The 17966-nt window shown below is 41.9% G+C and carries 17 protein-coding genes; 9 read left to right on the top strand and 8 right to left on the bottom strand.

Annotation, left to right across the window (positions count from 1 at the left end; translation table 11 throughout):
- Window positions 1-222 precede the first annotated feature (222 nt).
- From V7L07_RS29810 to V7L07_RS29800, 3 genes are all read left to right on the top strand, one after another.
- Window positions 223-1671, top strand: a complete 1449-nt coding sequence (locus tag V7L07_RS29810) for an AAA-like domain-containing protein (protein ID WP_335062878.1) — start codon at window positions 223-225, stop codon at window positions 1669-1671.
- A 5-nt stretch (window positions 1672-1676) separates the two neighbouring features.
- Window positions 1677-3251: an AAA-like domain-containing protein gene (locus tag V7L07_RS29805; RefSeq protein WP_335062876.1), complete on the top strand. Its 1575-nt coding sequence runs from the start codon at window positions 1677-1679 to the stop codon at window positions 3249-3251.
- A 458-nt stretch (window positions 3252-3709) separates the two neighbouring features.
- Window positions 3710-4312 (top strand): thioredoxin family protein, encoded by a 603-nt coding sequence (locus V7L07_RS29800; protein WP_335062874.1) that lies wholly within the window; start codon window positions 3710-3712, stop codon window positions 4310-4312.
- A 263-nt stretch (window positions 4313-4575) separates the two neighbouring features.
- Here V7L07_RS29800 and V7L07_RS29795 read toward each other — a convergent pair whose 3' ends face one another.
- The 4 genes from V7L07_RS29795 to V7L07_RS29780 all read right to left on the bottom strand — a co-directional run bounded on the left by V7L07_RS29795 (window position 4576) and on the right by V7L07_RS29780 (window position 9953).
- A complete protein-coding gene (locus tag V7L07_RS29795) occupies window positions 4576-5670 on the bottom strand; it encodes a sensor domain-containing diguanylate cyclase (RefSeq protein WP_335062873.1) in 1095 nt (364 codons plus the stop codon).
- 451 nt (window positions 5671-6121) lie between these two features.
- On the bottom strand, window positions 6122-7591 hold the full coding sequence (locus tag V7L07_RS29790) for an HlyD family secretion protein (RefSeq protein ID WP_335062871.1): 1470 nt from the start codon (window positions 7589-7591) through the stop codon (window positions 6122-6124).
- 160 nt (window positions 7592-7751) lie between these two features.
- On the bottom strand, window positions 7752-8219 hold the full coding sequence (locus V7L07_RS29785; RefSeq protein ID WP_292846236.1) for a MarR family winged helix-turn-helix transcriptional regulator: 468 nt from the start codon (window positions 8217-8219) through the stop codon (window positions 7752-7754).
- Between the two features lie 75 nt (window positions 8220-8294).
- The gene (locus V7L07_RS29780) at window positions 8295-9953 is read right to left on the bottom strand and encodes an ArnT family glycosyltransferase (protein ID WP_335062870.1); all 1659 of its coding nucleotides are present in this window, start codon (window positions 9951-9953) and stop codon (window positions 8295-8297) included.
- A 303-nt stretch (window positions 9954-10256) separates the two neighbouring features.
- Here V7L07_RS29780 and V7L07_RS29775 point away from each other — a divergent pair, with 303 nt between their 5' ends.
- Window positions 10257-10901, top strand: a complete 645-nt coding sequence (locus tag V7L07_RS29775; RefSeq protein ID WP_335062868.1) for a class I SAM-dependent methyltransferase — start codon at window positions 10257-10259, stop codon at window positions 10899-10901.
- A 129-nt stretch (window positions 10902-11030) separates the two neighbouring features.
- Window positions 11031-11486 carry an EVE domain-containing protein gene (locus V7L07_RS29770; RefSeq protein WP_442936095.1) on the top strand — a complete coding sequence of 152 codons (456 nt, stop codon included), beginning with the start codon at window positions 11031-11033 and terminating at the stop codon, window positions 11484-11486.
- A gap of 317 nt (window positions 11487-11803) precedes the next feature.
- Here the strand turns inward: V7L07_RS29770 and V7L07_RS29765 are convergent, their stop codons facing one another.
- Window positions 11804-12250, bottom strand: a complete 447-nt coding sequence (locus tag V7L07_RS29765; protein ID WP_335062865.1) for a hypothetical protein — start codon at window positions 12248-12250, stop codon at window positions 11804-11806.
- A 120-nt stretch (window positions 12251-12370) separates the two neighbouring features.
- On the opposite strand from V7L07_RS29765, the gene V7L07_RS29760 reads away from it, so the two are divergent.
- Window positions 12371-14221 (top strand): S8 family peptidase, encoded by a 1851-nt coding sequence (locus V7L07_RS29760; protein ID WP_335062863.1) that lies wholly within the window; start codon window positions 12371-12373, stop codon window positions 14219-14221.
- An 89-nt stretch (window positions 14222-14310) separates the two neighbouring features.
- The gene (locus V7L07_RS29755; protein WP_335062860.1) at window positions 14311-14544 is read left to right on the top strand and encodes a hypothetical protein; all 234 of its coding nucleotides are present in this window, start codon (window positions 14311-14313) and stop codon (window positions 14542-14544) included.
- Here the strand turns inward: V7L07_RS29755 and V7L07_RS29750 are convergent.
- The 3 genes from V7L07_RS29750 to V7L07_RS29740 form a co-directional block, all read right to left on the bottom strand.
- Window positions 14531-14857 carry a thioredoxin family protein gene (locus V7L07_RS29750; RefSeq protein ID WP_334778218.1) on the bottom strand — a complete coding sequence of 109 codons (327 nt, stop codon included), beginning with the start codon at window positions 14855-14857 and terminating at the stop codon, window positions 14531-14533. The two genes, V7L07_RS29755 and V7L07_RS29750, sit on opposite strands and share 14 nt — an antisense overlap.
- A gap of 914 nt (window positions 14858-15771) precedes the next feature.
- Window positions 15772-16851: a recombinase RecA gene (gene recA / locus V7L07_RS29745; RefSeq protein WP_012409437.1), complete on the bottom strand. Its 1080-nt coding sequence runs from the start codon at window positions 16849-16851 to the stop codon at window positions 15772-15774.
- 248 nt (window positions 16852-17099) lie between these two features.
- Complete coding sequence (locus V7L07_RS29740; protein WP_335062858.1) at window positions 17100-17249, bottom strand: hypothetical protein; 150 nt, start codon at window positions 17247-17249, stop codon at window positions 17100-17102.
- 98 nt (window positions 17250-17347) lie between these two features.
- Between V7L07_RS29740 and V7L07_RS29735 the strand changes: the two genes are divergently transcribed.
- Entirely contained in the window at window positions 17348-17641 is a 294-nt protein-coding gene (locus V7L07_RS29735) for a type II toxin-antitoxin system Phd/YefM family antitoxin (RefSeq protein ID WP_335062856.1), read from the top strand.
- Window positions 17628-17909, top strand: a complete 282-nt coding sequence (locus V7L07_RS29730; protein ID WP_289796253.1) for a type II toxin-antitoxin system RelE family toxin — start codon at window positions 17628-17630, stop codon at window positions 17907-17909. Before V7L07_RS29735 ends, V7L07_RS29730 begins: the two co-directional genes overlap by 14 nt.
- The last annotated feature ends 57 nt before the right edge of the window (window positions 17910-17966 follow it).

The raw sequence follows: 17966 nt of genomic DNA, 5'->3' as shown, positions 1-17966 counted from the left end.
AGAGATTTTTTACCCAGTCCCCAGTTCTTAACACCTGAGAATATCGGGTTGAAATCAAGTTAATACCAATTATAGCTATTTTTAGGTCAATAAACTACGCACTATGGGACAAATTAAAACTACTGTAAATTTCTATGACTGTTTAAATTTAAGTAAATAATGAAAAAAATATGAATAATTCCGCTAAAGTCTTATTTAAAAGAAACTTTATGATTTTTACTAATGAATATAGAAGAAGCACTAGCAATTTTAGACACATTTCTTGAACATGGCTTAAGTGATGTTCAGGAAATAGTCTTTCGTAAAGCTTGGGAAGGACAAACTTATCCAGATATCGCCGAAAGCTGTGGTTATGATGCAAATTACATCAAAGATGTGGGTTCTAAGTTATGGAAGTTACTTTCACAAGCTTTTGGGGAGGAGGTAACAAAAAGTAATTTTCGGTCAGTTTTAAGACGGCGATCGCAAAGCAAAATGTTGTTAAAAAAGCTACAAAGTGTGCCAGCAGTCTTGAGGCAGTCTCAGCAAATAAGCAGAGGGAAAAAACCACTGGAGATTCTCTCTAATAATGGTGGGATATCAGGGTCTTTTTTGGTTATGGGAAAGCAAGACAAAAGGAAAACTTCAGTTCTTAATCCCGACTCCTTAGAACTTCCTGGTGGCTCAGTGCCGCTCAATTCCTCTTTCTACATCAAGCGTCCGCCAATTGAAGAACGCACATATACCGAAATCAAGAAACCTGGTAGCCTAACCAGAATCAAAGCCTCCAGTAAAATGGGAAAAACGTCTCTAATGCACAGAATTCTGACTCATGCTAAACAGACTGGAGTACACACTGTACAGATCAGTTTACAGAGGGCAGATAGTCAAGTTTTCACTAGCTTAGAAAAATTCTTACGATGGTTTTGTGCTAACGTCAGTCGACAATTGAACCTAGAAATCAGACTAGATGATTATTGGGATGATGATATTGGCAGCAAAGTTAGCTGCACATTATATTTACAGGAGTATTTGCTGGAGAAAATTGACGCTCCGATAGTCTTAGCTCTAGATGAAGTAAATCGAATTTTTGAGTATCCAGAAATCTCTCGCGACTTTCTCCCACTACTGCGCTCTTGGTATGAAGATGCCTCCGAATTAGAAATCTGGCAAAAACTTCGATTAGTAGTAGTTCATGCGACTGAAGCTTATATCCCGTTAGATATTAATCAATCCCCTTTCAATGTAGGACTACCGATTAAGTTACCAGAATTTAGTTTAGAGCAAATGCAAGAATTGGCAGTGCGTCATGAATTGGATTGGGCTAAAGGTGAGAAAGGATTGCAAAAGCTGGCTCCTCTACTAGCAATGATTGGTGGTCATCCCTACCTAGCTCGTCTGGCTCTTTACAACCTGGGACATCAAGCAGTAACCCTAGAACAACTACTAGAAGAAGCTCCCACAATAGCGGGTATCTATAGCAACTATTTACGGCATCATCTAACTAATCTCCAAGAACATCTTGAACTAGCGACAGCGCTCAAACGAGTAGTTACATCTCCAAGCAGTGTGCAATTAGAAGCGATCGCAGCCTATAAATTAGAAAGTATGGGTCTGGTAAAACTGGAAGGAAATCAGGCAATGCCTAGCTGTGAATTATATCGGCTATATTTCCGAGAGCAATTAATCTAAATGCTATGAATAAGTACGAATATCAAATTGGTGGTAGTCTCAAAATTGATGCTCCTAGTTATGTAGAACGGCAGGCTGATATTGAACTTTATAATTATCTAATTAAAGGTGAATTTTGTTATGTATTTAGTTCCCGGCAGATGGGAAAGTCTAGCTTGCGATTACAAATGAGACATCGATTAGAACAAGCCGGCTTCAGTTGTGCTTCTATCGACATGACTCGGATCGGCAATGGCAATATTACTCCTGCTCAGTGGTATAAAGGCATAGTAGTTGATTTATTAAGGAGCTTTAATTTATTTAACAAAGTTAATTTAAAAGCCTGGTGGTCAGAGCGAGAAGATTTACCTGTATTACAGCGATTGAGCCAATTTATTGAAGATATTTTATTAGTGCAAATCCAGACTGAAAAAATATTTATTTTTGTTGATGAAATTGATAGTGTTTTAGGTTTGAATTTCCCTGTAGTCGATTTTTTTACCCTGATTCGCTCATGCTATAATCAACGAGCAGAAAATTCAGAATATAACCGCCTAACTTGGGCACTATTTGGAGTGGCAACACCTTCAGATTTGATTATTGATCGAAACTGTACCCCATTTAATATAGGTAAATCTATTGAACTGCACGGGTTTAATTTATCAGAAGTTCAGCCATTAGCAGCAGGTTTAGGTAGTAAAGTAGCTAATCCGATGGCAGTTCTCAAAGAAATTTTATCTTGGACAAATGGTCAGCCATTTCTCACTCAGAAACTCTGTCAGATAGTGGTACAAGAAAGAAACTCCGGAAGTAAGGATGTTCAGGATCAAAGAAGCCTAGAAGGTGACGATCGTTATAAATTAGATAACCATTTACCAATTATTAATCAACATCTTATCAACTTTTATTACCAATTTCCATTGTTAATTTTAGAAAAATTAGTGCAAACACATATTATAGATAAATGGGAAGCAAAAGATGATCCAGAGCATTTAAAAACAATCCGCGATCGCTTGCTGAGAAATGAGCAATGTGCTGGAGGTTTGCTGGGATTGTACCAGCAAGTCTTACAAGGGATTCAGATAGCTTGTGATGATGGAGAAGAGGAAATAGAACTGCTGTTGTCGGGGTTAGTAACCAAGCAGCAAGGGCAACTAAAAGTCAAGAACCGTATTTATGAAGAGGTTTTCAACCAAACTTGGGTAGAAAAACAATTAGCAAAATTACGACCCTACTCTCAAACATTAAATGCTTGGGTAGCCTCAGAACATCATGATAATTCGCGACTGTTGCGCGGGAAAGCCTTACTTGAGGCTCTAGCTTGGTCACAAGGTAAAAGCTTGAGTGATTTGGATTATCAGTTTTTAGCTGCTAGCCAAGAATTTGATCGGCGACAAGTTGAGACTTGGCTAGAAGCAGAACGAGCTAAAGAAGTTAAAGCGAGACTAGTTCAAGAGCAAAAAGTAGCTAGATTTCAAAGATTATTTTTTCTAGGCGCGTTAAGTTGGGCATTGATAGTTGTTTTAGGATTGGGGATGCTGAATTTTGAGTATAAAAAGCATTGCCCAGCGATCTCAAACCCATTACTAAATCAACTGTGAAGGATGTAGGGGGCACATTTATGAATCAATTCAAAATTCAAAATTCAAAATTAAGGGCTAAACGCCCCACTAACGGCTAATATTGGTCGCAATACGGTTTTACCTCGTTTCTAGCCGGAGGCTAGAAACGAGGTTTTAAAGGAGTTTCAGCTTAAGTTGACACCAATGCTCCCTATCTCCACCCTACTAACCTGGATTTCTCACAAGAGAGAAATCCAAGGGGTGTGGGAGGTATGGGAGGTGTGGGAGGATGGGAAAGAAGTCTTACCCCCCATACTCCCCACACTCCTCACACTCCTCTTCCCCTGAAGCCTACACTATGCGTGAGAAATCTGGGACTAAGAGTTGTTCGTGTAGCGTCTCGCAGAGAGGGTGGGGACTTTTGCGAAACGTTAAACAGTAGTTGGAGTCAGCTAAACTAAAGAGGAAATTGCCTAATAAGTTTTAATAATGCTGTTATGAGTACTGACTCACCTGTTAATTCTCCCGAAAAACCTGAATCCACGTTCGGAAAGCGTTTGAGAAACTTCTTAATTGTAATAGTAGCGATCGCACTTAGCGTTTCCCTCGTCTTAGGATTGCGAACTGAAACAACCTCGGCTACCCTCGCCAAGTTAAGCGATAACTCCACACCGTTAGAAGTAGCAATCAGTAACGGCAAACCATCTCTAGTAGAGTTTTATGCTGATTGGTGTACTGTCTGCCAGAAAATGGCACCAGATATCACTCAACTAGAAACAGAGTATGCTGACAAGATGAATTTTGTCATGCTGAATGTGGATAATACCAAGTGGCTACCGGAAATGCTGAGATATCGGGTAGATGGGATTCCCCATTTTGTATTTTTGAGTCAGCAGGGAGAAACCATAGCCCAAGCCATCGGCGATCAACCCCGGACGATTATGGCTAGCAACTTAGAGGCTTTGGTTACTGGTTCGTCTCTCCCCTATGCTCAAGCTAGTGGGAAAGTTTCCAAGTTTTCAGCCCCAGTAGCACCAACGGCTAGTCAAGATGATCCCCGCAGTCATGGCAGCCAGGTGGTAAATGAAAATAATTCGTAATTTGTAATACTCGCTTCTGGCGAGAAGCAAGCTACGTAATTCGTAATTAAAGACTGTTATTTAATGGGATTTCTTGATCTAAAAACTAGTTATAAGGCAATACGGTTCAGTTAAGGCTAAAACTCTTTGTCAAATTCAATTTTTTTAACGTAGACGCAAAGCGGCTTGCCGCAGGCTACCGCCAAGGACGCCAAAGACGCAAAGAGAAGAAAGAAATGCTTAACTGAACTGTATTGAGTTATAAGGGACTTCCAAGAAATAAATTATGTAAGAGATTGCCGCTTCAGACGCTTCTGAGCGTACATTAATTTGTCAGACCTGGCGATTACTTCTTCTAGTGACATATCACTTTCTGGTGAGTAACACTCTATCCCCATACTCATCGAAAGTTCATAATTACGGTTTTGCTGTTGATTAAAGTTGGCGATATTTGCTTGCAGATACTCTTGGATACTATCAGCGTCCTTAAAGTAGCTGGAGATGAAAACAATGAACTCATCTCCACCCAAGCGAGCAACAATATCAGAACTGCGAAAACTTTGCTTGAGTAATCGACCAGCATCAATAATCAAGGCATCTCCCATATCGTGACCAAGGGTGTCGTTAACCTGTTTTAGCCCATCTAAATCAATGAAGATCACCCAGCACAATGCTTTCATGCGGTGAGCAATTTTTAACTCTTGTTCGGCCATCAGGAAGAAACCGCGTCGGTTATGCAGACCGGTTAATTCATCAGTCAGTGACGCTTGTTTGCGGTTGCGAACTTCCTGAATGAGTTCCATCTGAGCGATCGCTTGACGACTTAGGCGGCGCAGTGCATCTAACTGCTGGTAACTTAGATGATGAGGAATGCTATCCAGAACACACAACGTCCCAATGGGAAGACCATCGGGTGTAATTAAAGGGGCACCAGCATAAAAACGAATTTTGAGATTACCCTGGACTAAGGGATTGTTATGAAAGCGATCGTCTTTGATGGCGTTGGGAATCACCAATATATCCTCTGGTTCAAGAATGGCATGGGAGCAAAAAGCCCAATCTCTGGGTGTTTCACTACCTTGTAGTCCAACCTTAGATTTAAACCATTGGCGATCAGCATCAACTAAGCTAATTAGAGCAATTGGAGTCTTACAAATGTAGGCAGCAAGAGCAGTTATATCATCAAATGCTTGTTCGGGTTGGGTATCTAGGATATTGTAGTCCGCCAGGGCTTTGAGTCTTTCTGCTTCATTATCAGGTAGAGGAACAGCTTGGGTTTTCACCAATGAGTGTCTGAGTCTTAACCAGGAAAGTCTGGAAGGCTGGAAATTTTGCAACAACCGCAGTATTACCCCTTCAGCAGCAAGGCTACGTGACATAAACATCTCTGCAACGAAAATCAACACTCGGTTGAATATACAGAAATATTGTATTACATGATCTTCTTCATGCCTTTGGTTTGCTCTGTTGTTCATGTCACCCTAACCACTGTGCAAATTCCCTGAGTATTTAGATACTTACAAGGTCTTTTGCCCAAAGCCAGGTTGAAAATTATCAATATCAGCAAGATTTTATTAAAACTTATCATACTATCAGAGTTGTTTGAGTAAGATTGATATTTTTGATACCATCATTTTTTGTATACTTACAAAAATTCCGAGGGTCAGTTTCCAACCCTCGGAGCTTAGATTTACCAAACTCGCAATTCAGCAATCTCCATCATACTCAGTGCTGAGTCTGTTCCTGAATGAGCGATCGCGTCTTATCTTTCATCGGAGGCGATCGCCTAATTTTGTAGTACAGTCTAGCTCATCTCTGTATAATTTGGTATTACTTGACTTCCACAGCAACTTCCGCAGACATCCCCGGAGTAATTCGCGATTCATACCCTTGAATACTCTTTTGGTCGAAAACTACTTTAACTGGGATGCGTTGGACAACTTTGGTAAAGTTACCCGTAGCATTATCCGGTGGTAATAAGGCAAATTGAGCGCCGGAAGCTGGCGAAATACTGTCAACACGACCAATAAAGGTGTGATGAGGGAAACTATCGAGCTTAATTTCTACTGCCTCTCCTGGGCGCATCTTTTCTAATTGAGTTTCTTTGAAGTTCGCAACTACCCAATAGTTGTTATCCACGATCGCCATTAATGGTGTTCCTGCTGCAACTCGGTTGCCAACTTCCACGTTTTTCCTACCGATGCGTCCAGCACTGGGCGCGGTAACATTGGCATAAGATAGTTGCAACTGTGCGTCTTTAAGCGATGCTTCTGATTGCGCGATCGCCGCTTTTGCCGCTTCGTATTGACTACGTTTGACTGTTGTATCTTGTCCGCCTGCGGTAGCTTGTTGCAATCCTCCCTTGGATGCTGCCAATTTAGCTTGGGCGTTGGTGACATTCTCTTGCGCCTGTGCTAATTGAGATTGGGCTTTGGCAACACCAACTTTCGCAGAGGCTAATTTAGCTTGGGCTTGTTCTACTCCTTGAATTGCGGCGTTTTTTTGTGCCGTCGCTACATCATAAGCGGCCTTGGCTGTATCTAATTGCTGACGAGCGATCGCACCTGATTTATACAACTCGTTGTAACGATTGTAATCTGTTTTAGCTTTTTCCAAATTGGCATTAGCTTGCGCTACCTGCGCTTGGGCGGCGGGAATCCCCGCTTGGGCTAGTCTGACTTCAGCTTGGGCTGCTGGTATCCCCGCTTGGGCTTCTTGTACTGCTGCTTGGGCTGTAGAAATTGCTGCCACTGCACCACTGACATCACCTTGCGCTTGAGTTGTCTTACCAGTAGTGGTTTGTGAAGTTAAAGCAATATTTGCTTGAGCCGCTTGTGCCTGACCACGAGCATTTTCTAGGGCGGCTTGTGCTTGTTGTACCTGACTTTGATAGTCTCGTGGATCTAACTCGACTAACAATTGTCCTGGTTGCACCAGTTGGTTATCATTCACTAGCACCTGACTTACAGTTCCGGGAATGCGGCTACTAACTTGGTGAATGTTTCCCGCAACGGTGGCGTTATCTGTTTCCTGGTGGGTGGAGGCATATTGCCAGTAGTGATAACCAAAAGCACCTGCGGCGATCGCACCCACGCCTAATCCTGCCAAAATTAAACCAGTCGGTCTTTTGCGCTTCGGTGGAACTTCTTTTTCGATCTCAGGAGTTACAACAACAGGTGCTTCTGCTGTTGCAGATGTCTCTGCCGTAACAGTTTCTAAAGTCTCTGAATCAGGAATCACTTCTTTTTCTAAAATTGGGGTTTTGTGTCCGTTGCGTCCGTTCAAAGTATTAGTACCCATGATTCTTAACTCCCTTGCTCGTTCGATAATTTGATTGATAATCGTTTATTTAGAATGCGTAGTATTTCCTGAAAAAAATTTATTTCCTTAGTATGCGTAATATTATCTCAAAATAAATGTTTACACTGCCTCCCCCAGTCGGGTGATTGTGGGATCATCTTTAGGAGAGGTTAGCGATCGCCCGATTCAACATTTGGGAAAACAGTTCTCGATCGGCAAAGGAAATACCTTCCATCGCTTCATCACGCACAGCTGCGGCGATTGGCGGTAACACAGCTTCTAGTTCCTTACCTGCATCCGTGAGCCAGATTCGCCAGATGCGGCGATCGTGGGTGTCGCGTTCTCGACGCACCAAACCGCGTTCTTCCATCCGATCTAGTACGCCTGTTAAAGTGCCTCCCACTTGTTTGAGTTTATCCCCAATACTAGAAGTAGGTAAACCATCTTCTTGCCAAAGACAGCACAACACCAGCCAGTGAAATGGCGTCAATCCAAAGGGTTCTAACCTCTCAGTAAACTTGCGACTGAGCAGTTGTGAGACTAATTTGATTCTATAGCCCAAGTTGTATGGTGCAAGATTATGCTGCCACGACTCTAAAGTTGGGGAGTGATTAGATGTAGAAACCATTTAGTAAAATAGTTAGTGTACGTACTATTATAACTAAATTTAGTCTTTTTTAGCAACAGATGCATTGCATCTATCTTAGGAAAGAAATTGAATTAACTGATACTCTTTAACTGTACTGATAATACGGTGAGGCCGAGACAATTTAGGGGACTGGTCAGTATATATCCAAGCATAGCTCAAAGCTGGTATTTGGGAAATAGAGGCTACTTGTTTAGCATGAATAGGAAGATAAAACTCAAACAGTACTTGGGTTTTCTGGTCTATTTGCACATAGTAGGTAGGATAAGATTGGACAATAGAGGCGATCGCACTTTGTTGTAAAAAAGTTCTGAAAACCGGGTTATAGTCACTGAACATCCCAATGCTACCCATCGTCGCCAAAGCCAACCAACAGGGAATTAACCATCCTGCAATCCAATAAGGTGCAGTGAGAAACTTTTTACCAAAGTGGTAACGACTAATCCAGACTACAGGTAAAATTAACCAACCCAAGCCCATAGCCAAGCCAATAGCTGCATACTTGCGGATATCAGAACTACCCCAAGTCAGAATAATAGTACTTGCTATTACAAGTAAAACACCGAATCCACCAAAGCCATAACTGAGATTTCGAGGAAGATTATGCTTTGCAAAAATGTTTAATATCTTATTTTTACTTTTTTGAAGAAGAAATTGTGAGTAAATCTCTGTCTGGTAAATATTGCCTAACCACCTTAAACCCACAGATGCAAACAAAGCTACAAAGGGATAAAGACAAAGACCATAGTGAGGATAACGAGTGTTAAAAAGACTAAGTTCTACAAATAGGGTAAGTGGAAAGCCAACTAATATTAACTGGTAACGATTTATTGGACGATGCAGAGTCAAAAACAAACCTAAAATTCCCAAAAAAGCCCAGGGAAATGCTTTTAAAAGAATATTCCATACATAAAATAGTGGCCCATGATTATAAGAATCATCAGAACCTAGCTGTACAACAAATTTGAGTAACTCCTCAAAACTATTGTTGCCGTAGTGAAGCCAGCTTAACCACAGCCAAACAAAAGTAGGGATTAAACCTACTAAAAAGCCTAGATATAAAATTGGGTTAGCAAGATGACGATGACGGTGATGTTCCCAAATTAAATAAGGCAATAAAGCGATAATTGGTAAAAAAATCATAAAGCTTCTGACTAAGAAGCCTAAACCTAAACTAGAGCCAGCGATAAAACTCCAAAAATAGCGAGATTTGGGGTATAATTCCGTTTTTATTAAAGAATAAATAGCTAAAAGTACCAAGAAAATCATTGGTACATCAGGTGTGCTTAAACGGCAGTATTGTAGCCAGAGAAATTCCACACTTAAAATTGCAGCAGCTAACCAAGCTATTTTTTTGCCTAGCATAATTCTGCCGATTTCATACACCAGCCATAAGCTAAAAATGCCAGCGACCATACTAGGAATACGCGCACTAGTATCACTCATCCCAAACAGCTTGTAGAAACTGGCAATTAACCAATAAGGGCCAGGGGTTTTATGATGTGCATTTTCCCAAGGAGTCATCCAATTACCAGAGTCAAACATCAGACGGGCACGTGAGGCGTAAAGTGCTTCATCATGTGCCATCAGACTATTGTTACCAGAAGTAAATAATAATAAGGGCAGTATCCAAGTGAACAAACTCAAATAGGGTAGTAATCCGACTAGGCGGATTTGTCGCCAAAGATACTGCAAGAAGTGTAGTTGATAGAACATTGAATTGATAAAATTGAATGCTGCTATTTAGACTCGTTTATGGTCAAATCAAGGGTTTAAGACCCCTACATTTATATGTAGTATCAGTCTCAGTAGGAGTTTAAATCCCCATCTGAAATGTCTTTAATTTTGAATTTTGTTAGCAAAGCGTTAGCGAGTCCGCGTTCGCTTTTAGCGTCTCGTAGAGAGCGTCATTTTAAATTCTTAAGTGTCCTGCTGTTATTAAAATATCTTACATAGTGATTTTTGAAAAATACCTGAGATTGCCGTAATTTTCCGAAAAGTTCTCCAAAACAGAGATTTATGCAGTTAAGACCGAATCAACGCCTGAAATTAGACGACACAGACGATAAGCTATTCTATGCCTATCCGCGCTTCGTCACCCATGTCGATGAAGGATTTATTCAACAGCTAACGGATTTATATCGCGATCGCCTGAAACCCAACACCCGCATTTTTGATATGATGAGCAGCTGGGTATCTCATCTGCCAGAAGAGATGCCGTTTTCCCATGTAGAGGGACATGGACTCAACGCCGAGGAACTGGCACGTAATCCCCGCTTAAATCATTACTTTGTGCAAAATCTTAACGACAATCCGCAGCTACCATTACCAGATGAAGATTTTGATGCTGTTCTCAACTGCGTATCTGTGCAGTATGTCCAATATCCAGAAGCCGTATTTTCCGAAATTTACCGTATCTTGAAACCCGGTGGTGTCGCAATTATCAGCTTTTCTAACCGGATGTTTTTTGAAAAGGCGATTCAGGCTTGGCGAGAGGCTTCTGAAGCCGCTCGAGTGGAATTAGTCAAAGAGTACTTCGCCTCAATGCCCGGATTTACAACGGCAGAAGTGATAGCTCATAAGTCAACATTACCAAATTTCTTACAGTGGTTGGGTGCAGCTGGAGGAGATCCATTTTATGCCGTCATAGCTTACCGCAGTTAAAAGGGCAAACCCACAGAGGTGGGTTTATTTTCCTTAGTCAGCTGAGGCGGACGAGAGTTTGTATAGCCGTTACTTGTATTCGCCCTGACTCTTGAAATATTTTTGTAATGTATCCATAAAATTGTATAGATGAATTATTGGCTAATGAAATCAGAACCAGAAGTCTATAGCATTGCTGACCTTCAACAGCAAAGTGAGACTATCTGGGACGGCATTCGCAATTATCAAGCTCGCAACTTTTTGCGCCAAATGGATGAAGGAGACTTAGCTTTTTTCTATCATTCCAATACTAATTCTCTCGGTATTGTGGGGTTAATGCGTGTGGTGAAAAAAGATATTGTTGACCCGACTCAATTTGAGCCAAAAAGTAAATACTATGACCCGAAGTCAAGTCCCGAATTCCCTCGCTGGCAAACAGTTGTAGTAGAATTTGTTGAAACTTTTTCTAACCCTATCTTGCTATCAACACTTAAAGAGAAGTTTACCGCCGAAGAGCTAATGGTAGTGAGACAAGGAAATCGGTTATCGGTAATGCCTGTCCCTGAAGCAGTAGCTTTGAAGATTCTGGCGATGAAAATCTCCTAGTACTGCAAGGCAAAATTAAAAATTAAAGATTAAAAATGAATACAGCATAAGTATTTTATCAAACAGAATTTAGGAGTCAGGAGTCAGGAGTCAGAATTCATTCTGAATTCTGTGCGACTAGCGGATAGCGCAGCGGTAGCGAGTGTTTTCGAGTCGCGTCTGAATAATTGGGTTTAAGACCCCCACCAAATTGAAAATTTGGTGGTGCAAAAATTCAGTCGCGGGTCTGAATCCCCGACTGATAGCGACGCGCAAAGCGAGTATTTTCGAGTCGCCTCTTCATTCTGACTCCTGAATTCTGACTTCTGAATTCTTCTTCAATCATTTGGAAACTGCTGTATTTCCGATCGCAATTCTTGTAATACTCCCTGCAAAAACTTACCCCATTCCGCCGCCAAAGGGATTTCTGTAAACGGAACCCGCACTGAGTTAGTAGATTCGGAAAATAGAAATTCTAATTCTATAGAATGACCTTTCTCAGGTGGATTGTTTACATCTACTGATTTTTCATCTACTAAAACTTGGATTTGTTTGATATCAAGCAAAGAGAATGTTTCTAATTTAATCGGCCCTTGAGGCGTGGGTTTTCCCCAAGTTATATTGTTGCCTTTTTGACCTAATACAGCATAAATATCATACTTAGCCCGTTCAAATTGCTCTGCCCAGACGCGATAAGCTTCGACTTTTTGATACTCCTTCGAGCCTTGCCAAGCTAACCAGAAAAACATTACTAACAGGGGCAACCACAAAAGACCACGTTCCATCGTTAAAAAAATCCTGAGTCATGAAGTGAGACTTGTAACTAAAAGTGCGAAATCTACCAACAAGTGATGCAGATAAGTTATGGTAGTGAACAAACTGGCAAAAAGCGGTGATGAGTTAATATGAGAAAACTTATATTATTGTGCTTGTTTGTCATTGGGCTGGGAGCTGCCATATTTGGTTTCCTGAATTTCCAGGGATTGGCAGCCAGAGGAGAGTTTGAGACGATTTTGCTTGATTTTCGGGAAGATATTCCATCACTTGTAGTGGAACAGGATTTGCAAGCGATCGCCAAACAATACAACGTTACACCCCAATTAGACAACAAGTTTTCACAAAAAGATCATGTTTATATTATCAAGGGCGATCGCCAACGGCTGCAAGAACTGAAAAAATCTCAGTTTGCCCAAGCGACAGAATTCATTGAACCAAACTATATCTACAGCAGCATTCCACAACCAGGTAAAACCGCTTGGCTAGGTGAATTTTTAACACCCCAAGAAGATGAAGAAGCAAGTCATTCATTAACTGGCCCCAATGACCAATATTACAGCAAGCAGTGGAACTTGCACAAAATCGGTATTGAAGGCGCATGGAGTCAAACTAAAGGTAGTGGCATCACAGTCGCAGTTATTGACACTGGAATTACCAAGGTTCGCGACTTGTATGAGACAAAATTCGTCAAGGGCTACGATTTTGTAAACGACCGAGAAGAAGCCACAGACGATAACGGCCACGGTACTCATGTTGCCGGAACTATTGCCCAAGCTACAAATAACAAATATGGCGTCGCGGGAATTGCCTACGAAGCCAGCCTGATGCCGCTGAAGGTACTCAGTTCTTATGGCGGTGGTACTGTCGCCGATATTGCCGAAGCGATTAAATTTGCTGCTGATAAAGGCGCAGATGTGATTAATATGAGCTTAGGCGGTGGCGGTGAAAGCCAGTTGATGAAACAAGCGATCGAGTATGCCCATAGAAAAGGTGTAGTTATCATCGCCGCAGCCGGAAATGAAAACACCAATGGGGCAAGCTATCCAGCCCGCTATCCTTATGTAATCGGCGTTTCGGCAATTGGCCCAGATGGCGAAAGAGCGCCCTATTCTAATTTTGGTGCTGGGGTAGATATCTCGGCTCCTGGTGGTAGTGAAGCTGGTAAGATTCTCCAAGAAACTATTGATGAAAAGGGCGAAGGGGTCTTTCTAGGCTTCCAGGGTACAAGCATGGCTGCTCCCCACGTTGCTGGGGTTGCAGCATTAATTAAAGCTGCTGGCATCAAAGAACCAGATGAAGTTTTAAAAGTCCTCAAGCAGTCAGCACGAGTGATTCAGGATGATGGTTTGAACTATTATGGCGCTGGACAACTCAATGCAGAAGCAGCAGTCAAACTAGCCTTTAGCGGACAAATCAGTTTTCCAGATTTCTTTCGGTGGTTAAGGGATAGCGGCTATCTTAACCCCGGCTTTTGGATTGATGGTGGTGCGATCGCGCTCTTACCCAAGATTTTAATGGTAGTTGGTTCCTATCTGCTAGCTTGGTTTTTACGCGTTTACTTCCCCTTCACTTGGAGTTGGTCTTTATCTAGTGGACTAATTGCCGGTAGTTCTGGGTTATTCTTCCTGAAGGGAATCTATATTTTTGATCTTCCCCAATGGCCTTTCCGGGTTTTGGGCAGTTCAATTCCCGAACTAGGTAATACCCTCCAGGGAACTGATGCGTTGAATCCCCTATTTGCCAGTGTATTGATTCCCATTGTATTAATGGCATTGCTGCTGGGACATCCTAGTTGGAAATTGTTTGCCATTGGTTCAACATTAGGTGTAGCGGCCTGCTTGACAGTAAGTGCATTTTTAGATCCAGCTGTTTGGGGTTTGGGAAGTGGTAACATAGCACGCCTCTTCCTCATCGCCAACGCCCTAATCTGTTATGGACTTGCTCGTTTAGCATTGCAAAACGAAGAAAAAATTGCATAAATAAGTAGGGAATGGGGCATTGGACATTGGTTATTAATCTATTCTCCCCTGCCTCCCCTGCCCTCCCCCACTCAGCACTCAGCACTCTTATGAGCATCACACTTACAGGTACAATCGAACGCCGTGATATTGGTACAGGCGCATGGGCGTTAGTCACAGAAGAGGGTGTTACTTACGAAATCCTCAGAGGGGCTGACAAAGACTTACTCAAAGCCGGACAAAAAGCAAAAGTAAAAGGACAAGTACGTGAAGATGTCATGACTATTGCCATGATTGGCCCCGTCCTAGAGGTCAAATCTTTTGAGATAACTAGTTCTGATTAGCTGTTGTGGAATTCAGAACCTCTTGCAGACGGCTTCTAAACTCCCCTTTGGGATGACCTCCTTTTACCTCACCCACAATCTGAAATTCCCCTTCTGGAGAATTGCAGAGGATGTAAGTAGGCCATCCCATTTCTGATTTATCGGGATACTGAGTTAATAAAATCTTGCGATACTTGCGGTAAGCAGTCGTATCTTGCATCTTGACATCGATAAACTCTAAACCCAGTTCTTCAGCCACCTTTTTGTCATAAAAAGACATTTTGTGGCAGATGCCGCACTCTTCTGAAGAGAACTTAATTACAGCTAAACTCATGGGTTGGCTACTCTTTGATTTTAGACAAAGTTTTTGAGCATAATGCCATGAAATATTACCATATAGCTGGTCATTAGTGTCAACTTCAGGCTGAAACCCTAATTAACATTTTTCCTCCTTCTCTGCTTCTAGTGATATGGCAAGCAAAAAAATTGTGCATTAGACGTAGGTTAACGTGAGTTCGATAAACCTCTCCCTGCCTTGAACTAAAGTTCAAGTCGAGTCGGCTACGGTGTAAACACAAGTGGTATCTACAAGGGTTTCAAGCTTGCTAGACCCAATAAATTGTCATTACGAGCGGAGCGAAGTAATCGCATAATCCCGTAGTTTTTGCGATTGCTTGTCTGCGACACGCTCTTGCGTTCGTCGTTCCTCCTCTCTACGAGACGCACTCGCGTTCGCAATGACAAGCTTTCGGAGCGATCCAACAGCTTAGGGATAGACGACGAAACCAAGTGTAAGGTGTAATTTCAAGACTTGTGTGTACACCGTAGCTCCGAGTCGGAGAGGGACGGTTTTGCATAGTAAAACCTTCTTAGAGGTCTTTTTTACGGCTAATTAGATGGACACTACATGATTCGTCGAACTCACGTTAGGTTAAGTGGAGCGGAGCGTAACCAAACACATATCAGGATGTTGGATTACGCAAAGCCTCCAACGCCACTTGCTACAACGCGGGGAACCCGCGCAACGCAGTGGCTCCCCAACCTACAATTTTTTTGCAACATTTTAGCCTTGCCACGCCACTACGCCAAAATATTAAGTAGGATGTGTTTATCAGTCCAAAGCTATTCACTGTCTGGATTTAGGCTTGCATTCAACCAAAATCGAGATTTTTAGAAAAAATAAGGTGCGTTATCTATCTTGGTAACGCACCATCTATTAGCAATTGCAGATTAATAAATCCACATTTTTTATTCTTCTGGCTCTAAATCGACTTCTTCCTCTTCATCTTCTTCACTGGCTTTAGCTACAGAGTTAGCAGAAACAACAGCGCCTTTATCTAACTTTTCACGCACCAGTTTCTTAATCTCTTCAGCAAATTCAGGCTTTTCTTCTAGATACTTAATAGCGTTGTCTCGTCCTTGGGAGATATTATCGCCGTTGTAACTATACCAAGCACCTTTACGGATAATAATGCCAGTTTCTTCTGCTAGGTCAACAACACAACCCAAGGTAGAAATACCTTTACCAAAAATAATGTCAAATTCCGCTATTCTAAAAGGCGGCGCTACTTTATTTTTGGCGACTTTCACCTTAACGCGATTACCATATTCATCTGTACCTTTTTTCAAGGTTTGAATCCGACGAATATCCAAACGCACCGAAGCGTAAAATTTCAATGCGTTACCACCAGTAGTAGTTTCTGGACTACCGTAAGTAACACCAATTTTTTGCCGCAACTGGTTGATGAAAATTACTGTACAACCAGATTTACCAATGTTGCCTGTAATTTTACGTAGGGCTTGGCTCATTAACCGCGCTTGCAGACCAACGTGGGCATCACCCATATCGCCTTCAATTTCAGCACGGGGAACCAGCGCTGCTACTGAGTCTATGACTACAATATCAACCGCAGCAGAGCGAACCAGCTGATCGACAATTTCCAAAGCTGATTCGCCAGTGTCAGGTTGAGAAATCAGCAAATTGTCAATATCTACACCCAATGCCGCAGCATAAGTAGGATCAAGGGCGTGTTCAGCATCAACGAAGGCAGCAATACCGCCATTTCTTTGCACTTCGGCGAGGGCGTGTAGCGCGACTGTAGTCTTACCGGAACTTTCCGGGCCATAAATTTCTATTACCCGACCCTTGGGTAAACCACCACCCAATGCTAAATCTAGGGTAAGCGCCCCACTGGAAATTGTTTCCACCCGCATTCGGGTAGCGTCGCCCAGGCGCATGATTGCCCCTTTACCAAAGCTGCGCTCAATCTGGTTTAGCACCATAGTCAGTGCTTTTTGCTTGCCAGAAGTATCGGTGTTGATAGCCATTCCTGCCTCTAATGCCTCTTAATATATGGTTTTAAGGAGTGTTGGTGTCGGAGTTTGAGTAGAACAGATATACTATTTTAACCAGAAAATTCTGGAATAGGACTTCTCAAATCAAAAAAGGGGTGTGACAAGATCGTAACTCGATCGCTACCAGATTAGGGTAGTTTTGCACAATGATACCAACTTGCATTCAGAGATAGCTTTTTTTGGCTGGGTAAGCAAGGGTTTTCAAAGAAAAAATAAATTACCTAAACAACACTGTCAGTAGAACCGGACTCGTGAGCATTTGCGGAGGTTGCTAAATTAGGAGCGATCGCCATGCCAATCAGCATATCATCTACAGCGACTTCATTAGGTCGGGATTGATGTAGAAAGCTTCTAGGGTAAGTTATGTTCACTGCTGAATTCTTCTCTACTCTATTTACATAAACAAGCTGGCAAGTTCTGTGAAGCCAGAATTGAACTGAGAAGAGTTATCTGCTAGAATATAGTCAAAATGTCTAAAATAGCCAAAATGTCTATGCAGACCTACACTCTCACAGATGCTCGTAACAAACATGGTGAGGTTTTTGATAAGGCTGCTACTGAGCCAGTTCTACTAACTAAGCAATCACGGCCTAGCCATGTGATTATCTCAGCAGAGAGCTACCAAAAATTAATGAATCGGTTGGAAGAATTAGAGGATATGGTTTTCGGTCAAGCTGCTGAAGTTGCTCTGAGTCAGTCCAAAATGATTGGTACAGAGGCTTTTACATCTGCATTAGAGCATTTAGCTAATGGCGAAGCTTGATGGTCTAGCAACTGTTCTTGATTTTCTGAACGGTTTACAGCCTAAAATAGCAGCCCAAATTGCAAAAAAGGTTTTGGCTTTGAATGTTGAGCCTTTACCGGCTGATAGTGAGCAGCTATCTGGTTATCAGGGTTTATATCGAGTTGATAGTGGTGAATATCGAATTATTTACAGGTATTTTCCCGATCGCGATTTAATAGAAGTGATTTTAGTCGGTAAGCGCAATGATGATGATGTCTACAAAAGATTAAAGCGTTTACTCGGTTAAGCTTTGGTTTTCATTAAAATGCTAGAATCTCTCCAGCACAAATGCTTTCAGGCATCT

The organism is Nostoc sp. (genome assembly GCF_036916985.1).
Taxonomy (GTDB): Bacteria; Cyanobacteriota; Cyanobacteriia; order Cyanobacteriales; family Nostocaceae; genus Nostoc.
This window is presented reverse-complemented; position numbering and strand designations above follow the sequence as displayed.

Coding starts and splice junctions, on each gene's coding strand:
- V7L07_RS29750 (WP_334778218.1), bottom strand. CDS start 14,857: ATGAGTTTAGCTGTAATTAAGTTCTCTTCAGAAGAGTGCGGCATCTGC.
- V7L07_RS29765 (WP_335062865.1), bottom strand. CDS start 12,250: ATGGAACGTGGTCTTTTGTGGTTGCCCCTGTTAGTAATGTTTTTCTGG.
- V7L07_RS29810 (WP_335062878.1), top strand. CDS start 223: ATGAATATAGAAGAAGCACTAGCAATTTTAGACACATTTCTTGAACAT.
- V7L07_RS29785 (WP_292846236.1), bottom strand. CDS start 8,219: ATGGTTTCTACATCTAATCACTCCCCAACTTTAGAGTCGTGGCAGCAT.
- V7L07_RS29735 (WP_335062856.1), top strand. CDS start 17,348: ATGTCTAAAATAGCCAAAATGTCTATGCAGACCTACACTCTCACAGAT.
- V7L07_RS29780 (WP_335062870.1), bottom strand. CDS start 9,953: ATGTTCTATCAACTACACTTCTTGCAGTATCTTTGGCGACAAATCCGC.
- V7L07_RS29775 (WP_335062868.1), top strand. CDS start 10,257: ATGCAGTTAAGACCGAATCAACGCCTGAAATTAGACGACACAGACGAT.
- V7L07_RS29755 (WP_335062860.1), top strand. CDS start 14,311: ATGAGCATCACACTTACAGGTACAATCGAACGCCGTGATATTGGTACA.
- V7L07_RS29760 (WP_335062863.1), top strand. CDS start 12,371: ATGAGAAAACTTATATTATTGTGCTTGTTTGTCATTGGGCTGGGAGCT.
- V7L07_RS29790 (WP_335062871.1), bottom strand. CDS start 7,591: ATGGGTACTAATACTTTGAACGGACGCAACGGACACAAAACCCCAATT.
- V7L07_RS29805 (WP_335062876.1), top strand. CDS start 1,677: ATGAATAAGTACGAATATCAAATTGGTGGTAGTCTCAAAATTGATGCT.
- V7L07_RS29770 (WP_442936095.1), top strand. CDS start 11,031: ATGAATTATTGGCTAATGAAATCAGAACCAGAAGTCTATAGCATTGCT.
- V7L07_RS29730 (WP_289796253.1), top strand. CDS start 17,628: ATGGCGAAGCTTGATGGTCTAGCAACTGTTCTTGATTTTCTGAACGGT.
- recA (WP_012409437.1), bottom strand. CDS start 16,851: ATGGCTATCAACACCGATACTTCTGGCAAGCAAAAAGCACTGACTATG.
- V7L07_RS29795 (WP_335062873.1), bottom strand. CDS start 5,670: ATGTCACGTAGCCTTGCTGCTGAAGGGGTAATACTGCGGTTGTTGCAA.
- V7L07_RS29800 (WP_335062874.1), top strand. CDS start 3,710: ATGAGTACTGACTCACCTGTTAATTCTCCCGAAAAACCTGAATCCACG.